The organism is Cellulosimicrobium sp. NPDC057127 (assembly GCF_042670945.1).
Taxonomy (GTDB): domain Bacteria; phylum Actinomycetota; class Actinomycetes; order Actinomycetales; family Cellulomonadaceae; genus Cellulosimicrobium.
This window is the reverse complement of record NZ_JBHUUP010000014.1, coordinates 13,479-37,251: the sequence shown is the minus strand read 5'-3', so window position 1 is coordinate 37,251 and position 23,773 is coordinate 13,479. Positions and strand designations below refer to the sequence as shown.

Below are 23,773 nucleotides of genomic sequence, written 5' to 3'. Positions count from 1 at the left end.
ACTCATCGGGCCTGCGACGACGCGGTCGCTAGGCGGAGGCCTTCTTCCGCGACGTCGACCGCGTGGTCTTCTTCTCGGAGTCCTTCGAGGAGTCCTTCGAGGACGACTTCGACGACGAGCTCCTCGACCGGGACGAGGCGGTGCTCTTCCCGTCCCCGGAGTCCGACGTCGAGGCGGACTTGCGCGACGACCCGCCCTTCGCCCTCGTGCCCGAGCTGCTGGACGACCCGCCCGACGAGCCGCCCGACGAGCTTCGCGAGCCCGACCCGCCGGAGGCGGTCTTCTTCGCGCTCTTCGACGACTCCACGGACTTGCGCAGCGCCTCCATGAGGTCGATGACCTCGGCGCCCTCGGCCTCGGCGGGCTTCTCGCCGAACGTCTCGGACACGTCGACGCCCTCGCCCTGCTCGATCTTCGCGTCGATGAGCTGGCGCAGCTGGGCCTGGTACTCGTCCTCGTACTCCTCGGGCGCGAAGTCGGCCTCGAAGCTCGACACGAGCTGCGACGACATCGCGAGCTCCTTGTCGGTGACCTTCGCCGGCTCGTCGAGCGACGGGAACGCGGCCTCGCGCACCTCGTCGGCCCACAGCAGCGTCTGGAGCACGAGCACGTCGTCGCGCACACGCAGCGCGGCGAGGCGCGTGCGCTGGCGCAGCGCGAACTTCACGATCGCGGTGCGGTCGGTCTCCTCGAGCGTGCGGCGCATGAGCACGTACGCCTTGTTCGACTTCGAGTCCGGCTCGAGGTAGTAGCTGCGGTCGAGCAGGAGCGGGTCGATCTGCTCGCTCGGCACGAACTCGACGACCTCGATCTCGCGGCTGCGCTCGGCGGGCAGGGCGTCGAAGTCCTCGTCCGTGAGCATCACGGTCTGCTCGCCGTCGGTGTACGCCTTCGCGATGTTCTCGTACGGCACGACCTCACCGTCGATCTCGCACACGCGTCGGTAGCGGATCCGGCCGCCGTCCTTGTCGTGCACCTGGTGCAGCGGCACGTCGTGGTCCTCCGTCGCGGAGTAGACCTTGACGGGCACGTTGACCAGGCCGAACGTGATCGCACCCTTCCAGATGGCCCTCATCCGTCCATGGTGGCGCGCCCGGTGCCCTCGCGCGACCCCTCGCCCCGGTCGTCACCCGGAGCCCCTGTCGCAGAAAGAGGGGGACGGTGTCGGAGCCCCGCGCCATGATGGTCCAGGACGGGCGGTTCGCGGGCAAGCGCAGAGGTGAGCACGGTGACGGGTACGGGCGAGAGCACGGCGGCGGGCACACGGTTCGAGTTCGAGGCGGAGCTGTGGCGCTGGCAGGCGCGCACGGACAGCTGGGTCTTCCTCGCCCTCCCCGAGCAGGTGAGCGACGAGATCGCCGACCTGCCGCTGCCACCGGCCGGCTTCGGGTCCGTCAAGGTCGAGGTGACGCTCGGCGGGTCCCGCTGGTCGACGTCGATCTTCCCGGACGCGGGCCGCAAGACGTACGTGCTGCCCGTGAAGGCGGCCGTGCGGCGCGCGGAGAAGGTCGACGTCGGCGACGTCGTCCGCGTCGGCGTCGAGACCGTGGCCTGACGTCCGGGCGGGGTCGCGCCCGTCACGCCCCCGGCCGCACGAGCCCCGTCTCGTAAGCGAGGACGACGAGCGCCGCCCGGTCGCGCGCGTCGAGCTTGGTGAGCAGCCGGCTGACGTAGGTCCGCGCGGTCGCAGGGCTGAGGAACAGCGTGCGGGCGATCTCGTCGTTCGTGAGCCCGCGCCCCACCTGTTCCAGCACCTCGCGCTCGCGCGCGGTCAGGCCCGCGAGCCTCGCCTCGTCCACCACCACGGGCGCGCCGCCGGCCGCCGCGCGCATGACCGTGGCCGCGACCGACGGGGACAGCAGCGAGCCACCCCGTGCGACGACCCGCACCGCCTCGCGCAGCTCGCCGGGTGAGACGTCCTTGAGCAGGTAGCCCGCGGCGCCCGCACGGACGGCCGCCACCACGTCCTCGTCCTCGTCGAAGGTCGTGAGCATCAGCACCCGCACGTCCGCGAGCGCGGCGTCGGCGACGATCGCGCGCGTCGCCTCCAGCCCGTCCATCTCGGGCATGCGGACGTCCATGAGCACGACGTCGGGCCGAAGCTCCCGGACGCGCGCGAGCCCTTCGCAGCCCGTCCGGGCCTCGGCGACGACCTCGATGTCGCCGTCGTGCACGGCGAGCGCCCGCAGCCCGGCGCGCACGAGCTCCTGGTCGTCGACGATCACGACGCGGATCACGTCGTCAGCCTCGCGGGCAGCTCGGCCTCGACGACGAAGCCGCCCTCCGGTGCGTCGCGCGCCTCCAGACGGCCGTCGAGGAGCGTGGCGCGCTCCCTCATCCCCGCGACGCCCTGCCCGTGCCCGGGTCCGGGTTCGGGCCCGTCCGCGCGGCCAGCGGTACCCACGCCGTCGTCGGCGACCCGGACCACGAGCCGGCCGTCGACGACGTGCGCGCTCACCGTCGCGCGCCGCGCGCTCGCGTGCCGCAGCACGTTCGTGAGCGACTCCTGGACGATCCGGTACGCCGCGGCGTCGATCGCACCGTCCAGGGCGTCGGGCGGGACGTGGACGTCGAGCACGACGTCGAGTCCCGCGGCCCGCGCGGTGCGCGCGAGCGCGTCGAGCCCCGTCAGCGACGTCGCGCCGCGCGGGGCGTCGGCCGGGACCGCCCCGCGCAGCACCTTGACGGTCGCGCGCAGCTCGCGCAGCGCTGCCGACGTCGCGTCGCCCACCTGGGCGAGCGCCGCGCGCGCCGCCACGTCGTCGCGGCCCAACGCCTCGGCGGCGACGTTGCCGTGCAGGGAGACGACCGCGAGGTGGTGGCCGAGGACGTCGTGGAGGTCGCGCGCCACACGCACGCGCTCGGCCTCGAGCCGCCGGTCGGCGGCCTGAGCCTGCTCGGCGGCGGTGAGCAGTCGCACGCGCTCGGCCTGCTCGCGCGCGGCGCGCGTGAGCCGCACGACGACGCCGAGCGCGATCGACGCCGCGACGAGGGCCACGTTCGTCACGAGCTCGTACCCGTACAAATAGGTCAGCGGCTGCCCCTCCTCGACGCGGAAGTACGCGGACACCGCCACGAGCACGGTGCCCGACCCGACGGCCCAGGCCGTCAGCCCGAGCTCCGCCGCCGAGTAGAGCGCCGCGACGGCGGGCAGGGCGGTGCCGATGACGGGCAGGCCGAGCGCGTAATAGGCGAAGACGCCGAGCACCGTGAGGACGAGCATCGTGCGCGGCACGCGACGACGGATCGCGACGAGCACGCCGAACCCGACGGCGAACGCGTACGCGACCGGTCCGGACGACCCCCGACCGCCGAAGTCGGCCGCGATGACGACGGCGATCGCGAGGGTCATGGCGACCGCGAGCACGGCGTCGGTCAGCCGCGGGTCTCCCCCGGCCCGCGGACCACCCGGGGCCGGCACCCGGACCGCCTCGGGGTGCTGTCGCGCTGCCATGCCGCCAGCGTACGAAGAGCGGACCCCGAGGGCATCGGCCCGAGGGACCAGGGTCATGTCGCCCCCGGGCGACACGAGACGTCGCCGCCCTGCGAGGTCGACCGACGCCCCGGGTCCGATGTGCCGGAGGGTGCGCGCTCGGCATCGTCGACGCATGACCTCCCACGAGCCTGTCCCCCGCCCTTCCCGCCCGACCGACCCGGCACCCCCGGCGCGGCTGTCCTGGCCCACCGTGCTGGGCCTCGGCTCCCTCGCGCTCCTGTGGCCGCTCGCCGCCCTGCTCGCGCCCGACGCCGGAGGCCCGGGCCGCGCGCTGACGATCGTCGGCGTCACCGCGCTCGTGTGGGTGGGCGTCGTCGGCCTCGGCCGCGTCCCCCGTCCCGTCCTCACGCTCACGCTGGCCGGGCTCGTCTTCGGTGTGGTCGCGGCCGGCGTCTCCGCGCTCGTCGGCGTCGACGGCGACCGGGCCGCCTGGACCGTCCTGCCGGCGCTCGTCCTCGACACGGCGTGGGGAGCCGTGGCCGGCGTCGTCGCCGCGGCCGTGCAGCGTGCGCGCGGCGGAGCCGAGCGATGAGGCGCCCCGTCGACCGCCCGACCCGCCCCCACGCTCGTGCGACCCGCAGCGCCCGTGCGACCACGGTGGCGGTCGCAGGTCTCCTCGCGGCGCTCCTCGCCGGCTGCACCCTCGCACCGTCGGTGCACCCGGTCCAGGAGCAGGACTTCGCGACGCCGCTCGCGATCCCGCCGCTCGCGCCGTCGCGCGTCGTCGACGGCACGCGCGTCTTCTCCCTCACCGCCCAGGAAGGGACGACGTCGTTCGAGCCGGGGCTCGAGACGCCCACGTGGGGCTTCGACGGCTCCTACCTCGGCCCGACGCTGCGCGCCGCGCGCGGCGAGCGCGTGGCCGTGGAGGTGACGAACGCGCTCGACGAGACCACGAGCGTGCACTGGCACGGCATGCACCTGCCCGCCGCGATGGACGGCGGACCGCACCAGGAGATCGCACCGGGCGACACCTGGCGCCCGACCTGGGAGGTCGACCAGCCGGCCGCCACGCTCTGGTACCACCCGCACCCGCACGGCGCGACGGAGGAGCACGTGTACCGCGGCCTCGCGGGTCTGTTCCTCCTCGACGACGACGCGTCGGCGGCGGCCTCGCTGCCGTCGGCGTACGGCGTGGACGACGTGCCCGTCGTCGTGCAGGACAAGTCCTTCGACGACGCGGGCGGGCTCGAGCTGCCCGACGACGGCGGCGAGCCCGGGTTCCTCGGCGACGTCGTCATGACCAACGGGACCGTCGGCGCGTACCACGAGGTGACGACCGAGCGCGTGCGGCTCCGGCTGCTCAACGGGTCGACGGCGCGGACGTACGCGCTCGGGTTCCGCGATCGCGAGATGGACCTCGTCGCGACCGACGGCGGGCTCCTCGACGGCCCGGTGCGCACCGACCGCGTGCGCCTCGCGCCGGGCGAGCGCGCCGAGGTCGTCGTCGAGATGGCGCCGGGCGAGACGACGCGCCTCCACTCGTTCGCCGCCGACCTGGGCCGCGTCTCGGCCTCGTTCGCGATGGGCGGCAAGGAGGCGTTCGACGTGCTCGAGCTGCGCGCCGCCGACGATCTCGCGGCCTCGCCCGCGCCGTCGTGGGGGCCGTCGGTCCATGCCGCCGACGACGCCCTGGACGCCGACGACGTGACCGTCGAGCGCACGTTCGAGCTCGCGGACCGGGAGATCAACGGCCGGCGCATGGACATGGACCGCATCGACGAGGTCGTCACGGTCGGCGAGACGGAGGTCTGGAGCGTCCGCAACGCGCACCCCGTGCCGCACAGCTTCCACGTCCACGACGTGCAGTTCCGCGTGCTCGACGTCGACGGCGAGCCGCCACCCCCACAGCTCGCCGGGCCCAAGGACACGATCTACCTGGAGCCGGGCCGCACGTACCGCCTCGTGCTGCGGTTCGACGACTACACCGACCCGGACGTGCCGTACATGTTCCACTGCCACATGCTCCGCCACGAGGACGAGGGGATGATGGGCCAGCTCGTCGTCGTGGAACCCGGCGGGACCGCGGGAGAGATCACGACGCCGGAGGGGTCGCACGACGAGGCGCCCGGGTTCGAGCCCGGGAGCGGGCCGCGCGTCGGCCGGGACGCCGGGCACGGCGCCCACGGCTGACGGTCAGCCGTCGTGCCGGCGCTCGTGCAGCGCGTCGTCCATGACGACCGCCGTCCGCAGGAACGACTCGATCATCTCCCGCGGGGTCGCGAGCGTGTCGCTCGCCTCGGGCGCCGTCGAGCGGCCGCCGTCGAGCCCGCGCACCTCGTCGTGGATGCGCTCCATGGTGGTGTCGAGCGTCGCGGCGACGTCGGCCGCGAGCTTGAGCGCGTCGGTGAGGTGGCTGGGCACCTCGCGCTCGTACTTGTAGTAGATCTTGTGCTCGAGGCTCGCCCAGAAGTCCATGGCGATCGTGCGCAGCTGGATCTCGACGACGACGTCCTCGACGCCGTCCGAGAGGAACACCGGGACCTCGACGATGAGGTGCAGGCTCTTGTACCCGTTCGCCTTGGGGTACGCGATGTAGTCGCGCTCCTCGACGACGGTGATGTCGCGCTGCCCGACGAGCATGTCGCGCACCCGGTAGATGTCCGAGACGAAGCTGCACGTCACACGCACGCCCGCGATGTCGCACAGGTTGTCACGCACCGCCTCCGGGGTGAGCGGCACGCCCTTGCGCCGCGCCTTCGCCACGATCGACTCGAACGACTTCAGCCGCGAGCCGAGGTGCTCGATCGGGTTGTCGTCGTGGACGTGGCGGAACTCGTCGCGCAGGACGGTGATCTTCGTCATCACCTCGTCGATCGCGAACTTGTACGTCATCATCAGGCGGCGGAACTCCTGGACCTGCGCCCGCACGTCGGGCGGCAGCGGCCGGTCGGCCGTCGTGTGCGTCACGTCGTTCCCTCTCGTCCGCCAGGCCCTCGCCTGCGGCGCGTCCGTCGTCCGCGCCTCCTCACTGTCCCACGAGCAGCACGGCCGCGAAGTTCCCGGCGCGCGGACGCCCGTCGCGCGCGCCACGATGGCCCCATGCCCGCCGCCCGGTCCTCGACGACGTCCCGCCCGCCCGGCGGGTCGTCGGGCCAGACGGTGAGCGTCGAGGGCCACCGGCTCAAGCTGACGAACCTCGACAAGGTCCTCTACCCCGCGACCGGTACGACGAAGGGCGACGTGCTCGCCTACCTCGCCGCCGTCGCCGAGGTCATGCTGCCGCACTGCGCGAACCGGCCCGCGACGCGCAAGCGGTGGCCGGACGGTACGGACGGGCAGGTCTTCTTCCAGAAGAACGCCGGCCAGGGCGTGCCGTCGTGGGTGCGCACGCGGCGCATCCAGCACAAGAGCAGCGCGAACGACTACGTGCTCGTCAACGACCTCGCGACCCTGACCTGGCTCGGGCAGACGGGCTCGCTCGAGCTGCACGTGCCGCAGTGGCAGTTCGGTCGCACGGGCGTGCACCTGAACCCCGACCGGCTCGTGCTCGACCTCGACCCCGGTCCCGGCGCGGGGCTCGCCGAGTGCGCCGAGGTCGCGCGGCTCGCGCGCCGCATCCTGCTCGGCATGGGCCTGGACCCGCTCCCGGTGACGAGCGGCTCCAAGGGCATCCACCTGTACGCCGCGCTCGACGGCAAGCAGGACTCGGCCGCCGTGTCCGCCGTCGCGCACGAGCTCGCGCGCTACCTCGAGTCGGAGCACCCGGACCTCGTCGTCAGCGACATGAAGAAGTCGCTGCGCGGCGGCAAGGTGCTCGTCGACTGGAGCCAGAACAACGCCAACAAGACGACGATCGCGCCGTACTCGCTGCGCGGCCGCGAGCGCCCCATGGTCGCGGCGCCGCGCACCTGGGACGAGCTCGACGACCGGGACCTGCGCCACCTCGACGCCGACGAGGTGCTCGAGCGGGTGCGGACGATCGGCGACCCGCTCGCCGCCCTGACCGCGGGCCACCTCGCGGCGCTCGAACCCACCCCGGAGCGGATGGCGACGTTCGACCGGCTCGCCACGTACCGGTCCATGCGGGACGCCGCGAAGACGCCCGAGCCCGTGCCGGACGACGCTCCCCCGCCCAGCGACGGCATGAGCTTCGTCATCCAGGAGCACCACGCCCGGCGCCTGCACTGGGACTTCCGGCTCGAGCACGACGGCGTCCTCGTCAGCTGGGCGCTGCCGCGCGGCGAGCCGACGGACCCGAAGAAGAACCACCTCGCCGTCCAGACGGAGGACCACCCCCTCGCCTACGGCTCGTTCGAGGGCACCATCCCGCAGGGCGAGTACGGCGCGGGCGAGGTGACCATCTGGGACGCCGGCACGTACGAGCTGGAGAAGTGGCGCGACGACGAGGAGGTCATCGTCACGCTGCACGGCGAGAAGCACGGCACCCGCCGCCTCGCGCTCATCCACACGCGCGGCCGCGGCGGCTCCGGCGAGGAGAACAACTGGCTGATCCACCTCATGGCGCCTGCGGGGTCGGGTCGGCCGCATCGTGGTCGGGACGCGGAGGCCGAGGAGGGGGCGCCGGGTCTACCATCCGCGACGCGCGCCCGCACGGACTGGCGGCCGATGCTCGCGTCCGCGGGGCGGCCGTCGGACTTCGCGGGCGGCGACGACGCGTGGGCGTTCGAGATGAAGTGGGACGGGTTCCGCACGCTCGCGGAGGTGTCGGCGGGCTCGGTGCGGCTGGTGAGCCGGTCGGGCAAGGACATGACGGTGACGTACCCGGAGCTGCAGGCCGTCGCCGAGCAGGTGCCCGACGACGCGCTGCCGCTCGTGCTCGACGGGGAGATCGTCGCCCTCGACGCGCGGGGGCGCCCCAGCTTCCGGCGGTTGCAGCAGCGGGCGAACATCGCCAAGCCGGCGGACGTCGCGGCGGCGCGGCGCAAGGTCCAGGTCGACCTCATGGTGTTCGACGTGCTCGAGACGGGCGGCCGGTCGCTCGCGCGGCGGACCTACGACGAACGGCGGGAGGTCCTCGAGGAGATCCTCGGCGGCGCGCGGGCCCCGCTGCACGTGCCGCCCGCGTTCGACGGCGACCTCGACGCGGCGATGTCGACGTCGCGGCAGCTGGGGCTCGAGGGCGTCGTGGCGAAGCGGCGCGACAGCACGTACCTCGCCGGCCGCCGGTCGCAGCAGTGGCTCAAGCTCAAGCACGCGCAGTCGCAGGAGGTCGTCGTCGTGGGCTGGAGGCCGGGGCACGGGGAGCGCACGCACCTCGTGGGGTCCCTGCTGCTGGCCGTGCCCGACGGCGACCGGCTGCTGTACGTGGGACGCGTCGGGTCGGGCTTCAGCGACGCGGAGCGGCGCGACCTCGTCGCCGAGCTGGGCCGGATCGAGCGCTCGACGCCGGCCGCGGTCGGCGTGCCGCGCGAGGACGCGGCGGACGCGCGGTGGGTGTCGCCGCGCCGCGTGGCCGAGGTGGCGTACGGCGAGTGGACGGGACCGCCGGACGACGGCGACGACGACGGGCCCGGCGACACCCCGCTCGGCAAGCTGCGCCACCCGGTGTGGAAGGGCTGGCGGCGGGACAAGTCACCCGGCGAGGTGGTCGTCGAGCAGCCCGCCGGGTGACGTCCGGTCAGGCGGCGGGTGCCTGCGGCGCCCTCGCGTGCGCGAGCGCCCACTCGAGCGCGCGGTCCGCCACGGCCTCCCAGCCCGGGGCGGCGCACGTCCAGTGGTCGCGGCCGGGCAGCTCGACGTACTCGGTCAGCGCCGGCGACCTCTCCCAGTGCTTCGCGTTCGAGCGGTTCACCGCCGGCGGCATGATGTGGTCCTTCTCCCCGGCGATGAACAGCAGCGGCGCACGGTCGACGGAGAAGTCCACCCACGTCTCCTGACGGCCCGGCGTGAAGTTCGCGAGCAGACCGTAGTCCCAGATCCACGCGCCGGGTGCCGGGATCGCGTACCGCTCCCACACCGCGCGCGAGTCCTCCGCGGAGAGCGTGTTGGTGAACGCGTAGTGGAACTCGTCGGGCGTGAAGCCCACGGCGCGGTGCCGGTTCGCCGGGTTGCGCAGCGCGGGGAGCAGCGAGCGGGCCTGCGACGGCGGGGTCACCCGCACGCCCTCGGGCGGTGCCGAGTCGATGGCGACCCCCGCGGCCCCGAGACCGCGCGCGAGGAGCAGCTGCGTGAGCGTGCCGCCGAACGAGTGGCCGATGATGACCGGCGGCGCGTCGAGGGCCTCGACCACGCCCGCGAGGTGGTCGACCGTCTCGGGGACCGTGAGGTCGGCGATGACCTGCGGGTTCTCGCGCAGCGCCTCCACCTCGATCTCGAAGCCCGGGTAGCCGGGCGTGAGCACCCGCATCCCCTTCGCCTCGAGGTACGGGACCCAGGCCTCCCAGCTGCGGGGGGTCATCCACAGCCCGTGGACGAGGACGACGGTGTCGGGCGCCGCGCCGCCGGGCGCGCCGATGGGTGTCGCGGGGCGTTCGGTGTCGGTCATGGCGCTTCCCTTTCCGCCGGTGCTGGACCCTCGCAGGGTCCTCGACGAAGGGGTGCGCCCGAACCACGCGTCGCGCGTAGTCCCTCAGGGCGTGCCGTCCGCGAGGCGCTCGCGGAGCTGGCGCCGCGACGAGACGTCGAGCTTGTGGAACACCTTGCGCAGGTGGTAGTCGACCGTGTGCGCGCTGATGAAGAGCGTCGCGCCGATCTCGACGTTCGTGCCGCCGTCGGCCGCGAGGCGCGCCACGGTCTCCTCGCGCGCGGTGAGCGGCGAGCGGCGGGACGCCCGCGCGTCGCCCGGTCCAGCCCCGGTCGCCGTGAGCTCCGCGCGGGCCCGCCGGCCGAACGCCGTCGCGCCCGCCGCGTCGAACACGTCCTCGGCGGCGCGGAGCAGCTCGCGCGCCTCAGCGCGACGACGTCGACGGCGCAGCAGCTCGCCGTGCAGGAGCCGCGAGCGCGCGGCGTCCACGACGGCGCCCGCCTCGTCGAGGGCGCGCGCCGACGCCGCGAAGCGCTCCCCTGCCTCCTCGCCCTCGCTCAGGAGCGCCCGGCAGCGCAGCGCCGTCCCGCGGGCCCACGGTGACCCGTTGGCCCGCGCGACCGCCTCGAGCCGGTCGACGTGCCGCCCCGTCTCCTGGGCGCGCCCGGACCGCACCGCCGCCTCGACGAGGTCCGGCACCTGCAGCGGCGTGAGCCGGAGGGACGGCTCGTCGACGAGCGGCGCGAGCGTCGCGTACGCGTCGCGGTAGCGTCCCTCGGCGAGGTCGTGGACGGCGAGCGCCGCGAGCGCGGACGCCTCCACCCCGCCGAAGCCTGCGCGCCGCGCGTCCGCCGCCGCCCGCAGCACCTGGTCCCGCGGCGCGTCCGCCCACGCGAGACGGGCGACGTCGACGACGTGCTCGCCGTCGTGGCCGATGGCGTGCCGCAGCTCGCGCACCTGCTGGAGATGCTGGGCGGCGCGTCGCGGCGTCCCGCCCGTGAGCTCCGCGAGCGACGAGACCCACAGGCACGTGTCCAGGGCCTGCAACGAGCCCGCGTCGCGCGCGGCGCGCGTCACCCGCGCGAGCCACGCGTCCCGCCCGCGCAGGTCCCACAGCGCGGTCGCGACGGCGGCGCCGGCGATGACGTACGCGAGCACGTGCTGGTCGTCCAGCGCGTCGAGGGCCGCCATGCCGCGCCGCAGCGCCGGGACCGCGGCGGCCTGGTCCTGCAGCACCAGGGAGCCGAGGGCGCGCAGCACGTCGGACGTCGGCCCGGGCCGGACCGCGGCGCCCGCCTCGAGGCGCCGGCCGAGCTCGGGCAGCGAGGTGCCGCGCAACGCACGGTCCGCCGCGACGGCGTGCTCGAACGCCCGCACGAGCGCGTGCTGCTCGCGCGCCGGGTCGGTGCCGTGCAGGAGCGCGGCCGCGTCGAGCATGTCCGCGGCCGCGCGGGTGACGACGTCCGGGTCGCTCGTGAACAGGCCGAGCGCGACCCGGACGGCGACGACGCGCGCCCGCAGCACCCGGTCGGCGGCACCCTCCGTGCCGGCCGCCTCCCCGTTCCCGTCCTCCGGGGCCGCGACGTCGGCGTCGGCGTCGTTCCGGGCCAGGCCGCTCGGCAGGTCGTCGAGGAGCGACGCCCCGATCCGGGCGGCCCCTGCCGCCACGGCCGCCTCGGCCGCCGCGACCCGTCGGCGGTCGCGCTGCGACCCCGGAGGTGTCAGCTCGGCCGCGCGGCCCAGCACGCGGGCGCGGGAGACGAATCCGCCGCGCGCGCCGGCCGCGTCGGCCACCGCCTCGAGACGGTCCGCCACGTCGGCGTCCACGCCCACCGTCGCCCGCGCGGCGTGCCAGGCGGCGAGCTCCGCGCTGCCGTCGGCGTGCGCGGCGGCCGCGAGCGCCGCGTGCACCCGGCGTCGCTGACCGCCCGGCGCCGCCCCGTACGCGGCGGCGCGCACGAGCGGGTGGCGGAACGTCGCCGTCGTGCCGAGCTCCACGAGCCCGAGCTCCTCCGCGGTCTCCGCGGCCCCGGGCGCGACGCCCAGCCCCGTGCACGCCCGACGCACGAGGTCGAGGTTGCCGGTCGAGTCCGCGGCGGCGACGAGCAGCCAGGTGCGTACGTCCGGGGCTGCGCCGCGGACCTGTGCCAGGTAGTGCGCCTGGAGGTGGCGCCCGACGGGCACCGGCTCCTCGGCGAGGCCGGACTCGTGGAGCTCGCGCGCCGTGAGGTCGTGCGCGAGGTCGACGAGCGCGAGCGGGTTGCCTCCGGTGGCCCGCACGACGCGCGCCACGACGAGCGGGTCCACGTGCTCGTCGAACCGGGAGACCAGGAGCCGCGCGGCGGACTCGGCGTCGAGACCCTGGAGGAGCAGCGTGGGGATGCCGGCGGTCGTCGCGTCGAGCCGGGGGTCGTCACGGCACGCGAGGAGCACCGCCACGGGTTCGGCGCCCAGGCGCCGGGCGACGAACGCGAGGACCGCGGCGGACTCGGCGTCGACCCGGTGCAGGTCGTCGACCACGACGACGAGCGGCCCGTCGCGCCCCAACGCCGCGAGGAGCTCGAGGACGCCGAGCCCGACGCCGAAGCGGTCGGGGGCCCGCCCGGCGTCGAGCCCGAGGACGGTCCGCAGGGCCTGGCGGTGCGGTGCCGGCAGGCGGTCGGTCGCGTCGCGCCAGGGAGCGACCAGCCGGTGCAGGGCGGCGTACGCGATCGACGACTCCGCCTCGTACCCGTCGGCGCGCACGAGCCGCACCCCGCGCAGGGACCGCGTGGCCTCGGCGAGCAGCGCGGTCTTGCCGATGCCGGGTTCGCCGCGCACCACGACCGCACGGCCGGAGCCCGTCCGCGCCTCGTCCACGACCGCGCGGAGCCGCTCCAGCTCGTCGCCCCGCCCGAGGAGACCGACCGTCATGCCGCCAGCCCTTCCGCCAGGAGCGCGCCGGGGCGCGGCAGCCGTCGACCGCGCCTGCGCCGGAGGCTACCGGTCATGACCTGCGCGTGGACACCCCTCGACCGGATCCGCACGCACCGATGAGTCCGGCCGTGTCCCCCCGTCTACCCCGCGACACCGCACGAGGTCGCGACGCACCGCCGCGCGGCCGGGACCGGACACCGGAGGACCACCATGAGCACGCAGATCTTCGTCAACCTGCCCGTCAAGGACCTCGACGCCTCGAAGGCGTTCTACACCGCGATCGGGTACTCGGTCGACGAGCAGTTCACGGACGAGAACGCGTCGTGCGTGGTGATCAGCGACAGCATCTACGTCATGCTCCTCACGGAGCCCTTCGCGAAGCAGTTCACGACGAAGGCGATCGCCGACGCGACGACCACCACCGAGGTGATCAACGCCCTGTCGGCCGACAGCCGGGCCGCCGTCGACCGCCTCGCCGACGCCGCGCTCACCGCGGGCGCGTCCCCTGTCAAGGATCCGCAGGACGAGGGCTTCATGTACTCGCGCAGCTTCGCCGACCCGGACGGCCACCAGTGGGAGGTGCTCCACATGGACGCGAGCGCGCTCGAGGGCTGACGGGCGGCCGGCGAGCGGGCGGGCGGGCGGGCGGGCTGGTCGACGGCCCGGGAATCGTGCGCCCACCCGAGCGGTTGCCGCCCGTATGCGAGCCATCACCTACTCCCGCCACGGCGGCCCCGAGGTCCTCAAGCTCACCGAGCTCCCCACGCCCAGGGTCGGCCCGGACGCGGTGCTCGTGCGCGTGCGCGCCGCGAGCGTCAACCCGGTCGACTGGAAGGTCCGCGAGGGCTACCTCGACCCGCTGATGGACACCGTCTTCCCGGTCGTCCCCGGCTGGGACGTCGCAGGCGTCGTCGAGCAGGTCGGGCTGGACACGCCCGAGCTCCAGGTCGGCGACGAGGTGTTCGGGTACGTGCGCAAGGACGTCGTCGGCGGTGCCGTCGCCGGGGGGACGTTCGCCGAGCTCGTCGCGGCTCCCGTGCGGACGCTGGCGCGCAAGCCCGCGGCGTGGTCGTTCGAGGAGGCCGCCGCCGTGCCGCTCGCCGGCCTGACGGCCTACCAGACGATCCGGCGCTCCGGCGTCTCGGCCGGGCAGACGGTCCTCGTCCAGGCCGCGGCCGGCGGCGTGGGGTCGTTCGCCGTGCAGATCGCGCGCTCGCTCGGCGCCCGCGTGATCGGTACCGCGTCGGAGTCGAACCACGAGTTCCTGCGGTCGCTCGGCGCCGAGCCCGTCGCGTACGGCGACGGGCTCGCCGGCCGGGTGCGGGATCTCGCTCCCGAGGGTGTCGACGTCGTCCTCGACTACGTGGGCGGCGACGCGCTCGACGTCGTCCCGGACGTCCTGCGCGACGGCGGCACGGTGGCCTCCGTCACGGACCCGCGGGCCCGCGACGAGCTCGGCGGCCACTACGTGTGGGTCCGGCCGGACACCGCCGACCTCGCCGAGCTCGCCCGGCTCGGCGACGCGGGCGAGCTCCGCCCCGAGATCGCCGAGGTCTTCGACCTCGCCGACACGGCCGCAGCGCACGAGCTGAGCGCGTCCGGTCACGTGCGGGGCAAGGTCGTCGTCCGCGTCTGACGACCCGCGGGCTCCCGTCTCCGTCCCGGCGCGTCCCGGTCACCCGGGCGGGAGCTCGCGCAGCGCCGACGTGAGGTCGCCCCCGGCGTCACCCGTGTTCACCGTCCCCTGGCGTTCGACGATCACCGCCGCCGTCTCGACGTCGGCGCGCGGGCAGTGCTCGACGCCCCGCGGGACGACGAACAGGTCCTGAGGACCGAGCACGACGTCTCGCCGGCCGTCGTCGTCACGGAGCTGGATCGTCAGCTCGCCCGAGAGCACGAGGAACAGCTCGTCGGTGTCCGGGTGCGTGTGCCACACGAACTCGCCGAGCACCTTGACCACCTTGACGTCGTGGTCGTTCGCGCTCGCGACACGATGCGGCTGCCAGTGGCCGTCGAACGCGTCGAGGGCGGCGAGGAGGTTGCGCGCGTCGGTCATGGCGCCCACTGTGCCAGGAGTCGATGCCGGCCGTCGGTGGTGGGACGCTGGAGGCGTGAGCAGCGACGACAGCACGACGGCGTCCGCGAGCGCCGCCTTCGGACCCGACGTCTACGCCGGGCGGCGCGCCCGGGCCGCGGCGCAGGCGCGCGACGCCGGGCTGGCCGGCCTCCTCGTGTCTCCCGGGCCGGACCTCGCGTACTTCACCGGCTACACGCCGACGGCGGTCACCGAGCGCCTGACGCTCCTCGCGATCCCGGCCGCCGACGCGGGCCGGACCGCCGTCGTCGTGCCGCTCCTCGAGCGCGGCGACCTCCTGCGCGGGGCGGGCACGGGCGGCCTCGAGATCGTGCCGTGGCGCGACGGCGAGGACGAGCACGCGGTGGCCGCTCGGCTGCTCGGGCCCGACGGCGCGTGGGCCGTCTCGGACGCGACGTGGGCCCTGCACGTCCTCGGGCTGCAGCGTGCCCTGCCCGGCTCCCGGCTCGTCGCGTTCACCGACGCGCTGCCGATGCTGCGCGCCGTGAAGGACGCCGCCGAGGTGGAGCGCCTCGCCGCCGCGGGCGAGGCCGCCGACGCCGCGTTCGCCGACGTGCTGGGCGTGCCGTTCGCCGGGCGCCGCGAGCGGGAGGTCGCGGCCGACCTCGACCGGTTCCTGCGGGCGCACGGGCACGAGCAGGTCGACTTCACGCTCGTGTGCTCGGGGCCGAACGGCGCGGACCCGCACCACGAGGCCGGGGACAGGGTCATCGAGCCGGGCGATCTCGTGGTGCTCGACTTCGGCGGGCTGCGCGCGGGCTACGGCTCCGACACGAGCCGCACCGTGCTCGTCGACGGCGGGGCGGACCCTGCCGTCCTCGCCGAGCAGCGCGCGGTCCACGACGTGGTGCGCCGTGCGCAGCAGGCCGGGGTGGACGCCGTGCGACCCGGCGCGACGTGCCAGGACGTCGACCGCGCGGCGCGCGCCGTCATCGCCGACGCCGGGTACGGCGAGCAGTTCGTGCACCGCACCGGTCACGGCATCGGCACCACGACGCACGAGCCCCCGTACATGGTCGAGGGCGAGGATCGTCCGATCGAGCCGGGCATGTGCTTCTCCATCGAGCCGGGCGTCTACGTCCCGGGGCGCTTCGGCGTGCGGATCGAGGACATCGTCGTCGCGTTCCCGCCGGACGTGCCCGACGGCGCGCGACGGCTCAACACGTCGACGCGCGACCTGCAGGTGGTCGGCTGACGAGGGTCACACGGTGGTCTGCGCGTCGGACGTGCCCGGCGCACCGGTGCGCACGTGCTCGTCGCGGATCCCGACCCAGCTCAGGACACCGCCGAGGACGAGGAGCGCCGCGGTGACGAGCAGCGAGCGGTGGAAGCCGTCGAGGTCGAGCGCTCCCCCGGCGATCACGCCGGCGAACGCGATGACGACCAGGCCCGCGACGCGCGAGACGGCGTTGTTCACCGCCGAGCCGATCCCGGCGTCCGTCGCGGGGATCGATCCGAGGATCGCGGACGTCAGCGGCGCGACCGTCATCGCGAGGCCGAGGCCGAAGACCGTGAGTCCGGGCAGCACCTGCGTGACGTACACCGCGTCCTGCGACGTCGTGAGCAGGAGCAGGTACCCCACGCCGCCCACGATCGGGCCGAGGGTCATGAAGATGCGCGGTCCGTACCGGCCCGCGAGCGCCCCGAACCGGGTCGAGAGGGCGATCAGGAGGAGCGTGATCGGGACCTGGGCGAGCCCGGCCGCCGTCGCGCTGTACCCGCCGACCTGCTGGAGGAACAGGGTCACGACGAAGCCGCCGAAGTACAGCGCGCCGTAGATCGCCGCGGTCGCGAGGTTCCCCCACGCGAAGTTGCGGACGGTGAACAGGCGCGGCGGGAGCATCGGGTCGGGTGCGCGGCGCTCCCACAGGACGAACGCGACGAGGCAGAGCGCGCCGCCGGCGAACGTGCCCCACACGAGCGGGCTGGCCCAGCCGTAGCGGCCCTGCTCGATGAGCGCGAACACGGTGCCGGCGAGCCCGACGGCGGCCAGGACGGCACCGCGCACGTCGATCCGCCGGGCGTCGGCGGCACCCTCCTCCTCCGCGACCGCGCCCGGGATGCCGCGGAGCAGCCAGAGCGTGACCGCGACGGGCACGACGTTGATCCAGAACACCCACCGCCACGAGATGGCGTCGACGAGCACGCCGCCGAGCAGCGGCCCGATGATCGACGCCGTGCTCGTCCAGGCGGTCCACGACCCGATGGCGCGCGACTGCCGCTCGCCGTCGAACGTCGAGATGATCATCGCGAGCGAGCTCGGCACCAGGAGGGCGCCGGCGACGCCCTGGAGCGCCCGGGCCACGACGAGGAACAGCCCGTCGGGGGCCACCGCGCACGCGACGGACGTCACCGCGAAGCCGACGAGCCCGACGCCCATGACGCGGCGGCGCCCGTGGACGTCCGAGAGCGAGCCCGCGAGCAGGATGAGCGCGCCGAGCGTGATCATGTACGCGTCGACGACCCACTGCTGCAGCGCGAGGCCGGTCACCGGCCCCGTCGTGAGCTCGTCGGAGATCGCCGGCAGGGCGACGTTCACCACGGACCCGTCGAGGAACGACACGAACGAGGCGAGGATCGCGACCACGAGCACGCGCTGCGGCACCGTCACGCGATCACAGTACGACCGCAGGCCGCGCACGACCACGGCACGGTCGGACCGTGGCATGCTCGGCGCCGAGGACGACGAGGGAGATGGCGTGGACGAGACCCCTGACCGCACCGACCGGCCCACGACGCTGCGCGAGCGGCTGCGCACCCTGCCCGTGCTCGACGCCGAGCGCCCGGGGCTGGACGTCGCCGGCGCGCCCGAGGACCCCGTCGACCTGTTCGTCGCGTGGCTGGAGGACGCGATCGACGCCGGCGTGCCGATGCCGCACGCGGCGACGCTCTCGACCGCCGACGCGAGCGGCCGCGTCGACGCGCGCACGCTCCTGCTCAAGGACGTCGGCCCCGGCGGCTGGGTGTTCGCGACGCGCTCCGACTCGCCCAAGGGGCGGGCGATCGCCGAGAACCCGAACGCCGCGCTCACGTTCCTGTGGCGCGAGCGGAGCCGCCAGGTGCGCGTGCGCGGCCCCGTCGTGCCGCTGGACCCGCGGGAGTCGGCCGACGACTTCCGCGCGCGGTCGGAGCAGTCGCGCGCGACGGCTCTCGCCGGCACGCAGAGCGCCCCGCTCGCGTCGGCGGACGCGTACCGGGAGGCGTGGGACGCGGCGCTCGCACGCGTGCGCGTCGAGCCCGACGTCGTCCTCGGCACCTGGACCGCCTACGCGCTCGAGGCCACGAGCGTGGAGTTCTGGGCGTCGGTCCCCTCGGGCGGCCAGGCGCGGCTGCGCTACGACGCCGGCAGCGCCGGTCCGGGCTGGTCACGGCAGCTGCTGTGGCCATGACGCGGGACCTTCGTCCTGCGAGAGTGTGACCCACGCCCGTGACGCACCGCACAGTTAGTGCACTCTTTCACAAGCGTAGAATCGAGGGGTGTCGAGTCGAGCGAGCAACCCCGCAAGCACCGCAGACCAGATCGACGTAGCCCTCATCGGCGGCGGCATCATGAGTGCCACGCTGGGCGCCCTCATCAACGTCCTGGAGCCCTCCTGGACAGTGCGCGTCTACGAGCGCCTGGACGCCGTCGCGCAGGAGTCGTCGAACCCCTGGAACAACGCCGGGACGGGCCACGCCGCCCTGTGCGAGCTCAACTACACGCCCGAGAGGGCGGACGGCTCGATCGACATCACCAAGGCGGTGAAGATCAACGAGCAGTTCGAGATGTCGCGCGAGTTCTGGCACCACCTGCTGACGACGGGCGCGCTCCCCCAGCCGGCGAGCTTCCTGTCCCGCACGCCGCACATGACGTTCGTGCGCGGCGCGGAGAACGTCGACTACCTGCGCCGCCGCTTCGAGACGCTGCGCTCCCACCCCCTGTTCGGCGAGCTCGAGTTCTCGGACGACCCGGCGGTCATCGCCGAGTGGGCGCCTCTGCTCGTCGCCGAGCGCGAGGGCGACGAGCCGGTCGCCGCGACGCGCGCGACGAGCGGCACCGACGTCGACTTCGGCGCGCTCACGGAGCAGCTCGTCGACCACCTCGTCGCCAACGGCACGCAGCTGCACCTCGAGCACGAGGTCAAGAACCTGCGCCGCACGAAGGACGGCCGCTGGCGCCTGACGGTCAAGGACCGCTCGTGGAACGCGCCGAAGCGCCGTTCGACCGTCGAGGCCCGCTTCGTGTTCGTCGGCGCCGGCGGCGGGGCGCTGCCGCTGCTCCAGGCCGCCGGCATCCCCGAGGCCAAGGGCTACGGCGGCTTCCCGATCAGCGGCGAGTTCCTGCGCACCGACGACCCGGAGCTCGTCGCCCGGCACCAGGCCAAGGTGTACGGCAAGGCCGACGTCGGCTCCCCGCCCATGTCCGTGCCCCACCTCGACACCCGCGTGGTCGACGGCAAGAGCTACCTCATGTTCGGCCCGTACGCCGGGTTCAGCCCCAAGTACCTCAAGAAGGGCAAGTACCTGGGCCTGTTCACCTCGCTGCGGCTGCACAACCTCGGCTCGATGGTCGGCGCCGGGCTGAAGAACATGGACCTCACCCAGTACCTCGTGGGCCAGCTCCTCGCGAGCCCCGAGACCAAGTTCACCGCGCTCCAGGGGTTCATGCCCTCGGCGCACCCGAAGGACTGGGAGACCATCACCGCCGGCCAGCGCGTCCAGGTGATCAAGAAGGACGCGGACGGCAAGGGCGTCCTCGAGTTCGGCACCGAGGTCATCGCGGCGGCCGACGGCTCCATCGCCGGCCTGCTCGGCGCCTCGCCGGGCGCGTCGACCGCCGTGCCGGCGATGATCGACGTGCTCGAGCGCTGCTTCCCGCAGCGCTTCGCGGCGTGGCGCCCGCAGCTCGCCACCATGATCCCGAGCCTCGGTCAGGCCCCGTGGGCTCCCGAGGAGCTTCAGAGCCTCGCCGGCGACGCCGACCTCGACTCCGTCTCCTCGCGCGCCTGAGCGCTCCGCACGACGACGGCCCGGACCTCGACGAGGTCCGGGCCGTCGTGCGTCCGACGGCCTCGCGCCCGGGCGGCGGCGAGCTCGACGGCCGCGCGCGCCGCGTCCCGGTCGGCGAGGAGGAGCCGTTCGGGGTCCTCCGGGCGGCGTGACCACGCACCGTCGGACCCTGCGGCGCGCCACGGCCGCGCCGGGTCCGCACGACGCACCGCGAGCGCGGCGGCGGTGGAGCCGACGACGGCGAGCAACCCGATCACACCCCAGACGATGTCCATGGCCACCACCCTCGTCCCGGGCCGCGCCGACAACCAGTGGCAGCACCGACACCCATCGACAACTTCCTGCCACCGGGTCTAGTCTCGAGCACATGCTGCGCACCGTCGCCGCCGTCGTGAGCGACGGCCTGGCCCCGTTCGAGTTCGGCGTCGTGTGCGAGGTCTTCGGCCTCGACCGCCGCGAGGACGGCGTCCCGCCGTTCGACTTCCGCGTCTGCGGGCCGGTCGCGGGACAGCCCGTGTCCACGTCCGTCGGCGCGCAGATCGTGCCCGAGCACGGCCTGGAAGCCGCCGACGACGCGGACCTCCTCGTCGTGCCGGCGATCCGCATCGGGTCCGACTACCCCGAGGCCGTGCTCGACACGGTCCGGCGCGCGTCCGCCCGGGGCGCGACGCTGCTCAGCGTCTGCTCGGGCGTGTTCGTCCTGGCGGCCGCGGGCGTGATCGACGGCAGGCGCGTCACGACGCACTGGCTGCACGCGGCCGAGCTGCAGCGCCGGCACCCGAGCCTCGACATCGACCCGGACGTGCTGTTCGTGGACGACGGCGACGTCGTCACGAGCGCGGGCACCGCCGCGGGCATCGACGCGTGCCTGCACCTGGTGCGGCGCGAGCTCGGCTCGCGCGTCGCGAACGCCATCGCCCGTCGCATGGTGGTGCCGCCGCAGCGCGAGGGCGGCCAGCGCCAGTTCGTCCGCAAGCCGGTCCCGGAGGCCGAGGAGGACTCGTTCGCGGAGCTCCTCGACTGGATGACCGAGCACCTCGACGAGCCGCTGACCGTGCGCGACCTCGCGCGTCGCGCGCACTCGTCCGAGCGCACGTTCGCGCGCACGTTCGTGGCGCAGACGGGCACGACGCCGCTCGCATGGCTCACCGCGCAGCGCGTCGCGCACGCGCAGGGCCTGCTCGAGGAGACGCGCCTGGACCTCGAGGAGGTGGCTCGGCGCTGCGGGTTCGGATCCGCCGCCCTCCTGCGCCACCACTTCCGTCGCGTCGTGGGCGTGACGCCGACGGAGTACCGCGCCACGTTCCGCCACGCGGCCTGACCTGCAGTGGGGCGCGGACGCGGGATCCGGCCGACGGCGAACCTGCGGCGACCCTCCGTCGGTCCTTCACGAGCTGAGGCCGCACCGGAACCTACGGACCCGTAGGGTAGGGGCATCCGCACGACGAGCGTCCCGCTCACCTCCGCGCTGGGAAGCCGCCACACCGACTGCGAGGACCTGTGACCTCTGCTGCAGTAAGCCCGGGTTTCCGGGCCACCCGCCCCCGTACCGACGACCCCGGTGCCGTGACGAGCACGTACAGCGCACTGTCGCGCACCGTGCGCGAGGCCGGGCTGCTCGAGCGAGCGAGCGGCTACTACCTGTGGACCCTCGGGCTCCTCACGCTCGCGCTGGGCGGGGTGGCGACCGGGTTCGTCCTGCTGGGCGACTCCTGGTTCCAGCTCCTCATGGCCGGTGCGCTCGGCCTGATCCTCACGCAGTTCGCCTTCGTGGCGCACGAGGCGTCGCACCGCCAGGTGTTCGCGTCGGGCCCTGTCAACGACCGCGTCGGCAAGATCCTCGCCAACGGCGTCGTCGGGATCAGCTACTCGTGGTGGATGAACAAGCACACGCGCCACCACGCGAACCCCAACCGTCGCGGCAAGGACCCGGACATCGAGCCGGACGTCGTCGTCTTCGTGGACGAGGACGCGGCCCGTGCCAAGGGCTTCAAGTCGGTGATCAACCGCTACCAGGGCTATCTCTTCTTCCCGCTCCTGACGCTGGAGGGTCTCAACCTGCACGTCACGGCGTACCGCAGCCTCCTCTCCGGTGCCGGGGTCCGCGCCGACCTGCGCACGCGGGTCACCGAGCTCGCGATCATCACCGTGCGCCTCGCCGCGTACGTCACCGTGGTCTTCTGGGCCCTGCCGCTCGGACTGGCGTTCGCGTTCCTCGGGGTGCAGCTCGCCGTGTTCGGCGTCTACATGGGCGCGTCGTTCGCGCCGAACCACAAGGGCATGGCGGTCATCCCCGAGGACAGCAAGATCGACTTCCTGTCCAAGCAGGTGCTCACCTCGCGCAACATCCGGGGCGGGGCGTTCATGAACGTGCTCATGGGCGGTCTGAACTTCCAGATCGAGCACCACCTCTTCCCGAGCATGCCGCGGCCGCACCTCGCCCGGGCGCGCGAGATCGTGCGCGAGCACTGCGCGCACCTCGGGCTGCCCTACACCGAGACGAGCCTCGTGCAGTCGTACGCCATCGTGGTGCGCTACCTGAACCGCGTCGGCCTGTCCGCGCGGGACCCGTTCGACTGCCCGATGTTCCGCCAGCTGCGCAAGGTCTGACGCTCCGGCCGCGGTCGGTGAGCGCCCGTCACGACGACGCCGCGTGGCCGTGGCGCCAGTACCCCACGAAGTCGACGTTCGCCTTCGGCACGCCGCGGTCGTCGACGCGGTGCCGTCGCACCCCTGTCGCGAGCGACGACTCCCCGACCGCGTAGGCGTAGACCGGCCCGTCCGGCAGCTCCGCGGCACGGACCGCCTCGAGGGCGAGGCGGCCGGGGACGGCGTCGCACCCGGCCGCGGCGTCGCCCCCCGTGCCGGAGCGCGGGAGCCAGCGCACCTCGACGCCCTCGGGGACGCGGAAGTCCTGGACGTCGGCCGCGTCCGGCACCTCCACGACCGCGAGGCCGCGCGCGTCGTCGGGCAGGGACCCGCAGACGCCCGCCACCGCGGGCAGGCCGGTCTCGTCGGCGACGACGAGCGTCCAGTCGTGCTCCACGCGCGGGTTGTACCCGACGCCCTGGTCGAGCAGGCCGACCCGGTCACCGGGCTGCGCGGTCAGCGCGAACCGCGACGCCGGCCCCTCGTCGCCGTGGACGACGAAGTCGACGTCGAGCTCGCGCAGCTCCGGGCGCACGGCGCGCACCGTGTAGCAGCGCACGAAGGGGCGCTTCGGCCGTGGCGTGGCGAGGTACTGGACGTACCAGAGCCCGGACGACCGGGTCGGCAGCCGCAGCGACTCCTGGTCGGGGCGTGCGAGGAAGAGGCGGAACCACTGGTCGAACCCCATGGGCGTGAAGTGGTCCATGCCCTCGCCGCCGAGCGTCACGCGCACCATGCTCGGCGTCACGCGCTCGGTGGCGACGACATCCAGCGTCAGGACGTGCGCGTCGGCCGGCTTGACCATCCGGTAGCTGCCCACGGGGTCTCCTCGTTCTCGCGGGCACGGCATTGGCGCCGTCCCGGCCCTGCCGACGGCCGGTCGACCGCCAGACGCAGGTGAGGCTACCCTCACCATCGCCTCGGACGGGCGACGTGGTCGGACCGCGGCCGGCGACCTGGCATGCTCGACCCGTGGACCTCCCCCTTCCCTGGTCGATCGTGCTGATCGCCACCGCGTTGTGGAACCTGCTCATCTGGCCGCGCTTCTGGCAGCGCATCGCCAAGGACCCGCGGTCGCGCGACGCCGACGGCCGTGCCACCCGGTTCCTCACGGTGCACGCCGTCCTCATCGGGGTCTCGCTCGTGCTGGGCCTCGCCGTCGGCGTGCTCGGGGTGCTCACCCTGCTCTGATCGACATACT

22 protein-coding genes are annotated in these 23,773 nt (G+C 74.3%); 12 read left to right on the top strand and 10 right to left on the bottom strand.

The window, feature by feature from the left end:
* Positions 1-28: 28 nt before the first annotated feature.
* Positions 29-1,075 carry a Ku protein gene (locus ACFTZA_RS13815; protein ID WP_378195804.1) on the bottom strand — a complete coding sequence of 349 codons (1,047 nt, stop codon included), beginning with the start codon at positions 1,073-1,075 and terminating at the stop codon, positions 29-31.
* Positions 1,076-1,228: 153 nt separating this feature from the next.
* On the opposite strand from ACFTZA_RS13815, the gene ACFTZA_RS13810 reads away from it, so the two are divergent.
* Entirely contained in the window at positions 1,229-1,555 is a 327-nt protein-coding gene (locus ACFTZA_RS13810; protein ID WP_378195801.1) for a DUF1905 domain-containing protein, read from the top strand.
* 22 nt (positions 1,556-1,577) lie between these two features.
* Here the strand turns inward: ACFTZA_RS13810 and ACFTZA_RS13805 are convergent, their stop codons facing one another.
* Both ACFTZA_RS13805 and ACFTZA_RS13800 read right to left on the bottom strand, forming a co-directional pair.
* Positions 1,578-2,237 carry a response regulator gene (locus ACFTZA_RS13805; RefSeq protein ID WP_378195798.1) on the bottom strand — a complete coding sequence of 220 codons (660 nt, stop codon included), beginning with the start codon at positions 2,235-2,237 and terminating at the stop codon, positions 1,578-1,580.
* On the bottom strand, positions 2,234-3,454 hold the full coding sequence (locus ACFTZA_RS13800; RefSeq protein WP_378195795.1) for a sensor histidine kinase: 1,221 nt from the start codon (positions 3,452-3,454) through the stop codon (positions 2,234-2,236). The genes ACFTZA_RS13805 and ACFTZA_RS13800 overlap by 4 nt, the downstream gene beginning before the upstream one ends.
* A gap of 154 nt (positions 3,455-3,608) precedes the next feature.
* Here ACFTZA_RS13800 and ACFTZA_RS13795 point away from each other — a divergent pair, with 154 nt between their 5' ends.
* A complete protein-coding gene (locus ACFTZA_RS13795; RefSeq protein ID WP_378195792.1) occupies positions 3,609-4,028 on the top strand; it encodes a hypothetical protein in 420 nt (139 codons plus the stop codon).
* A gap of 65 nt (positions 4,029-4,093) precedes the next feature.
* Positions 4,094-5,629, top strand: a complete 1,536-nt coding sequence (locus tag ACFTZA_RS13790; protein WP_378195789.1) for a multicopper oxidase family protein — start codon at positions 4,094-4,096, stop codon at positions 5,627-5,629.
* 3 nt (positions 5,630-5,632) lie between these two features.
* Here ACFTZA_RS13790 and ACFTZA_RS13785 read toward each other — a convergent pair whose 3' ends face one another.
* Positions 5,633-6,334, bottom strand: coding sequence for a GTP pyrophosphokinase family protein (locus ACFTZA_RS13785; protein WP_378195973.1), 702 nt, complete (start codon positions 6,332-6,334; stop codon positions 5,633-5,635).
* 204 nt (positions 6,335-6,538) lie between these two features.
* Here ACFTZA_RS13785 and ACFTZA_RS13780 point away from each other — a divergent pair, with 204 nt between their 5' ends.
* Positions 6,539-9,070, top strand: coding sequence for an ATP-dependent DNA ligase (locus ACFTZA_RS13780; protein ID WP_378195786.1), 2,532 nt, complete (start codon positions 6,539-6,541; stop codon positions 9,068-9,070).
* A 7-nt stretch (positions 9,071-9,077) separates the two neighbouring features.
* Here the strand turns inward: ACFTZA_RS13780 and ACFTZA_RS13775 are convergent, their stop codons facing one another.
* Together ACFTZA_RS13775 and ACFTZA_RS13770 are read right to left on the bottom strand one after the other, a co-directional pair.
* Positions 9,078-9,944: an alpha/beta hydrolase gene (locus tag ACFTZA_RS13775; protein WP_378195783.1), complete on the bottom strand. Its 867-nt coding sequence runs from the start codon at positions 9,942-9,944 to the stop codon at positions 9,078-9,080.
* Positions 9,945-10,028: 84 nt separating this feature from the next.
* The gene (locus tag ACFTZA_RS13770) at positions 10,029-12,836 is read right to left on the bottom strand and encodes an AAA family ATPase (RefSeq protein ID WP_378195780.1); all 2,808 of its coding nucleotides are present in this window, start codon (positions 12,834-12,836) and stop codon (positions 10,029-10,031) included.
* 213 nt (positions 12,837-13,049) lie between these two features.
* On the opposite strand from ACFTZA_RS13770, the gene ACFTZA_RS13765 reads away from it, so the two are divergent.
* Positions 13,050-13,454 carry a VOC family protein gene (locus tag ACFTZA_RS13765; RefSeq protein WP_378195777.1) on the top strand — a complete coding sequence of 135 codons (405 nt, stop codon included), beginning with the start codon at positions 13,050-13,052 and terminating at the stop codon, positions 13,452-13,454.
* Positions 13,455-13,539: 85 nt separating this feature from the next.
* Entirely contained in the window at positions 13,540-14,475 is a 936-nt protein-coding gene (locus tag ACFTZA_RS13760) for an NADP-dependent oxidoreductase (protein ID WP_378195774.1), read from the top strand.
* A gap of 39 nt (positions 14,476-14,514) precedes the next feature.
* On the opposite strand, the gene ACFTZA_RS13755 is transcribed toward ACFTZA_RS13760, so the two are convergent.
* Positions 14,515-14,895 (bottom strand): cupin domain-containing protein, encoded by a 381-nt coding sequence (locus ACFTZA_RS13755; RefSeq protein ID WP_378195771.1) that lies wholly within the window; start codon positions 14,893-14,895, stop codon positions 14,515-14,517.
* A gap of 55 nt (positions 14,896-14,950) precedes the next feature.
* Here ACFTZA_RS13755 and ACFTZA_RS13750 point away from each other — a divergent pair, with 55 nt between their 5' ends.
* Positions 14,951-16,129 carry a M24 family metallopeptidase gene (locus tag ACFTZA_RS13750; protein ID WP_378195768.1) on the top strand — a complete coding sequence of 393 codons (1,179 nt, stop codon included), beginning with the start codon at positions 14,951-14,953 and terminating at the stop codon, positions 16,127-16,129.
* Positions 16,130-16,135: 6 nt separating this feature from the next.
* Here ACFTZA_RS13750 and ACFTZA_RS13745 read toward each other — a convergent pair whose 3' ends face one another.
* The gene (locus ACFTZA_RS13745) at positions 16,136-17,545 is read right to left on the bottom strand and encodes an MFS transporter (protein ID WP_378195765.1); all 1,410 of its coding nucleotides are present in this window, start codon (positions 17,543-17,545) and stop codon (positions 16,136-16,138) included.
* Between the two features lie 88 nt (positions 17,546-17,633).
* Between ACFTZA_RS13745 and ACFTZA_RS13740 the strand changes: the two genes are divergently transcribed.
* Positions 17,634-18,323, top strand: a complete 690-nt coding sequence (locus ACFTZA_RS13740) for a pyridoxal 5'-phosphate synthase (RefSeq protein WP_378195762.1) — start codon at positions 17,634-17,636, stop codon at positions 18,321-18,323.
* Positions 18,324-18,411: 88 nt separating this feature from the next.
* Positions 18,412-19,923, top strand: a complete 1,512-nt coding sequence (mqo, locus tag ACFTZA_RS13735) for a malate dehydrogenase (quinone) (protein ID WP_378195759.1) — start codon at positions 18,412-18,414, stop codon at positions 19,921-19,923.
* Here the strand turns inward: mqo and ACFTZA_RS13730 are convergent.
* Positions 19,872-20,198 carry a hypothetical protein gene (locus ACFTZA_RS13730; protein WP_378195756.1) on the bottom strand — a complete coding sequence of 109 codons (327 nt, stop codon included), beginning with the start codon at positions 20,196-20,198 and terminating at the stop codon, positions 19,872-19,874. The genes mqo and ACFTZA_RS13730 overlap by 52 nt on opposite strands.
* A gap of 92 nt (positions 20,199-20,290) precedes the next feature.
* Here ACFTZA_RS13730 and ACFTZA_RS13725 point away from each other — a divergent pair, with 92 nt between their 5' ends.
* Both ACFTZA_RS13725 and ACFTZA_RS13720 read left to right on the top strand, forming a co-directional pair.
* Positions 20,291-21,244, top strand: coding sequence for a helix-turn-helix domain-containing protein (locus ACFTZA_RS13725; RefSeq protein WP_378195753.1), 954 nt, complete (start codon positions 20,291-20,293; stop codon positions 21,242-21,244).
* Positions 21,245-21,489: 245 nt separating this feature from the next.
* The gene (locus ACFTZA_RS13720) at positions 21,490-22,533 is read left to right on the top strand and encodes a fatty acid desaturase family protein (protein ID WP_378195749.1); all 1,044 of its coding nucleotides are present in this window, start codon (positions 21,490-21,492) and stop codon (positions 22,531-22,533) included.
* A gap of 28 nt (positions 22,534-22,561) precedes the next feature.
* Here the strand turns inward: ACFTZA_RS13720 and ACFTZA_RS13715 are convergent, their stop codons facing one another.
* Complete coding sequence (locus ACFTZA_RS13715; RefSeq protein ID WP_378195746.1) at positions 22,562-23,392, bottom strand: siderophore-interacting protein; 831 nt, start codon at positions 23,390-23,392, stop codon at positions 22,562-22,564.
* A gap of 152 nt (positions 23,393-23,544) precedes the next feature.
* Between ACFTZA_RS13715 and ACFTZA_RS13710 the strand changes: the two genes are divergently transcribed.
* Entirely contained in the window at positions 23,545-23,763 is a 219-nt protein-coding gene (locus ACFTZA_RS13710; RefSeq protein WP_378195743.1) for an SCO4848 family membrane protein, read from the top strand.
* Positions 23,764-23,773 lie beyond the last annotated feature (10 nt).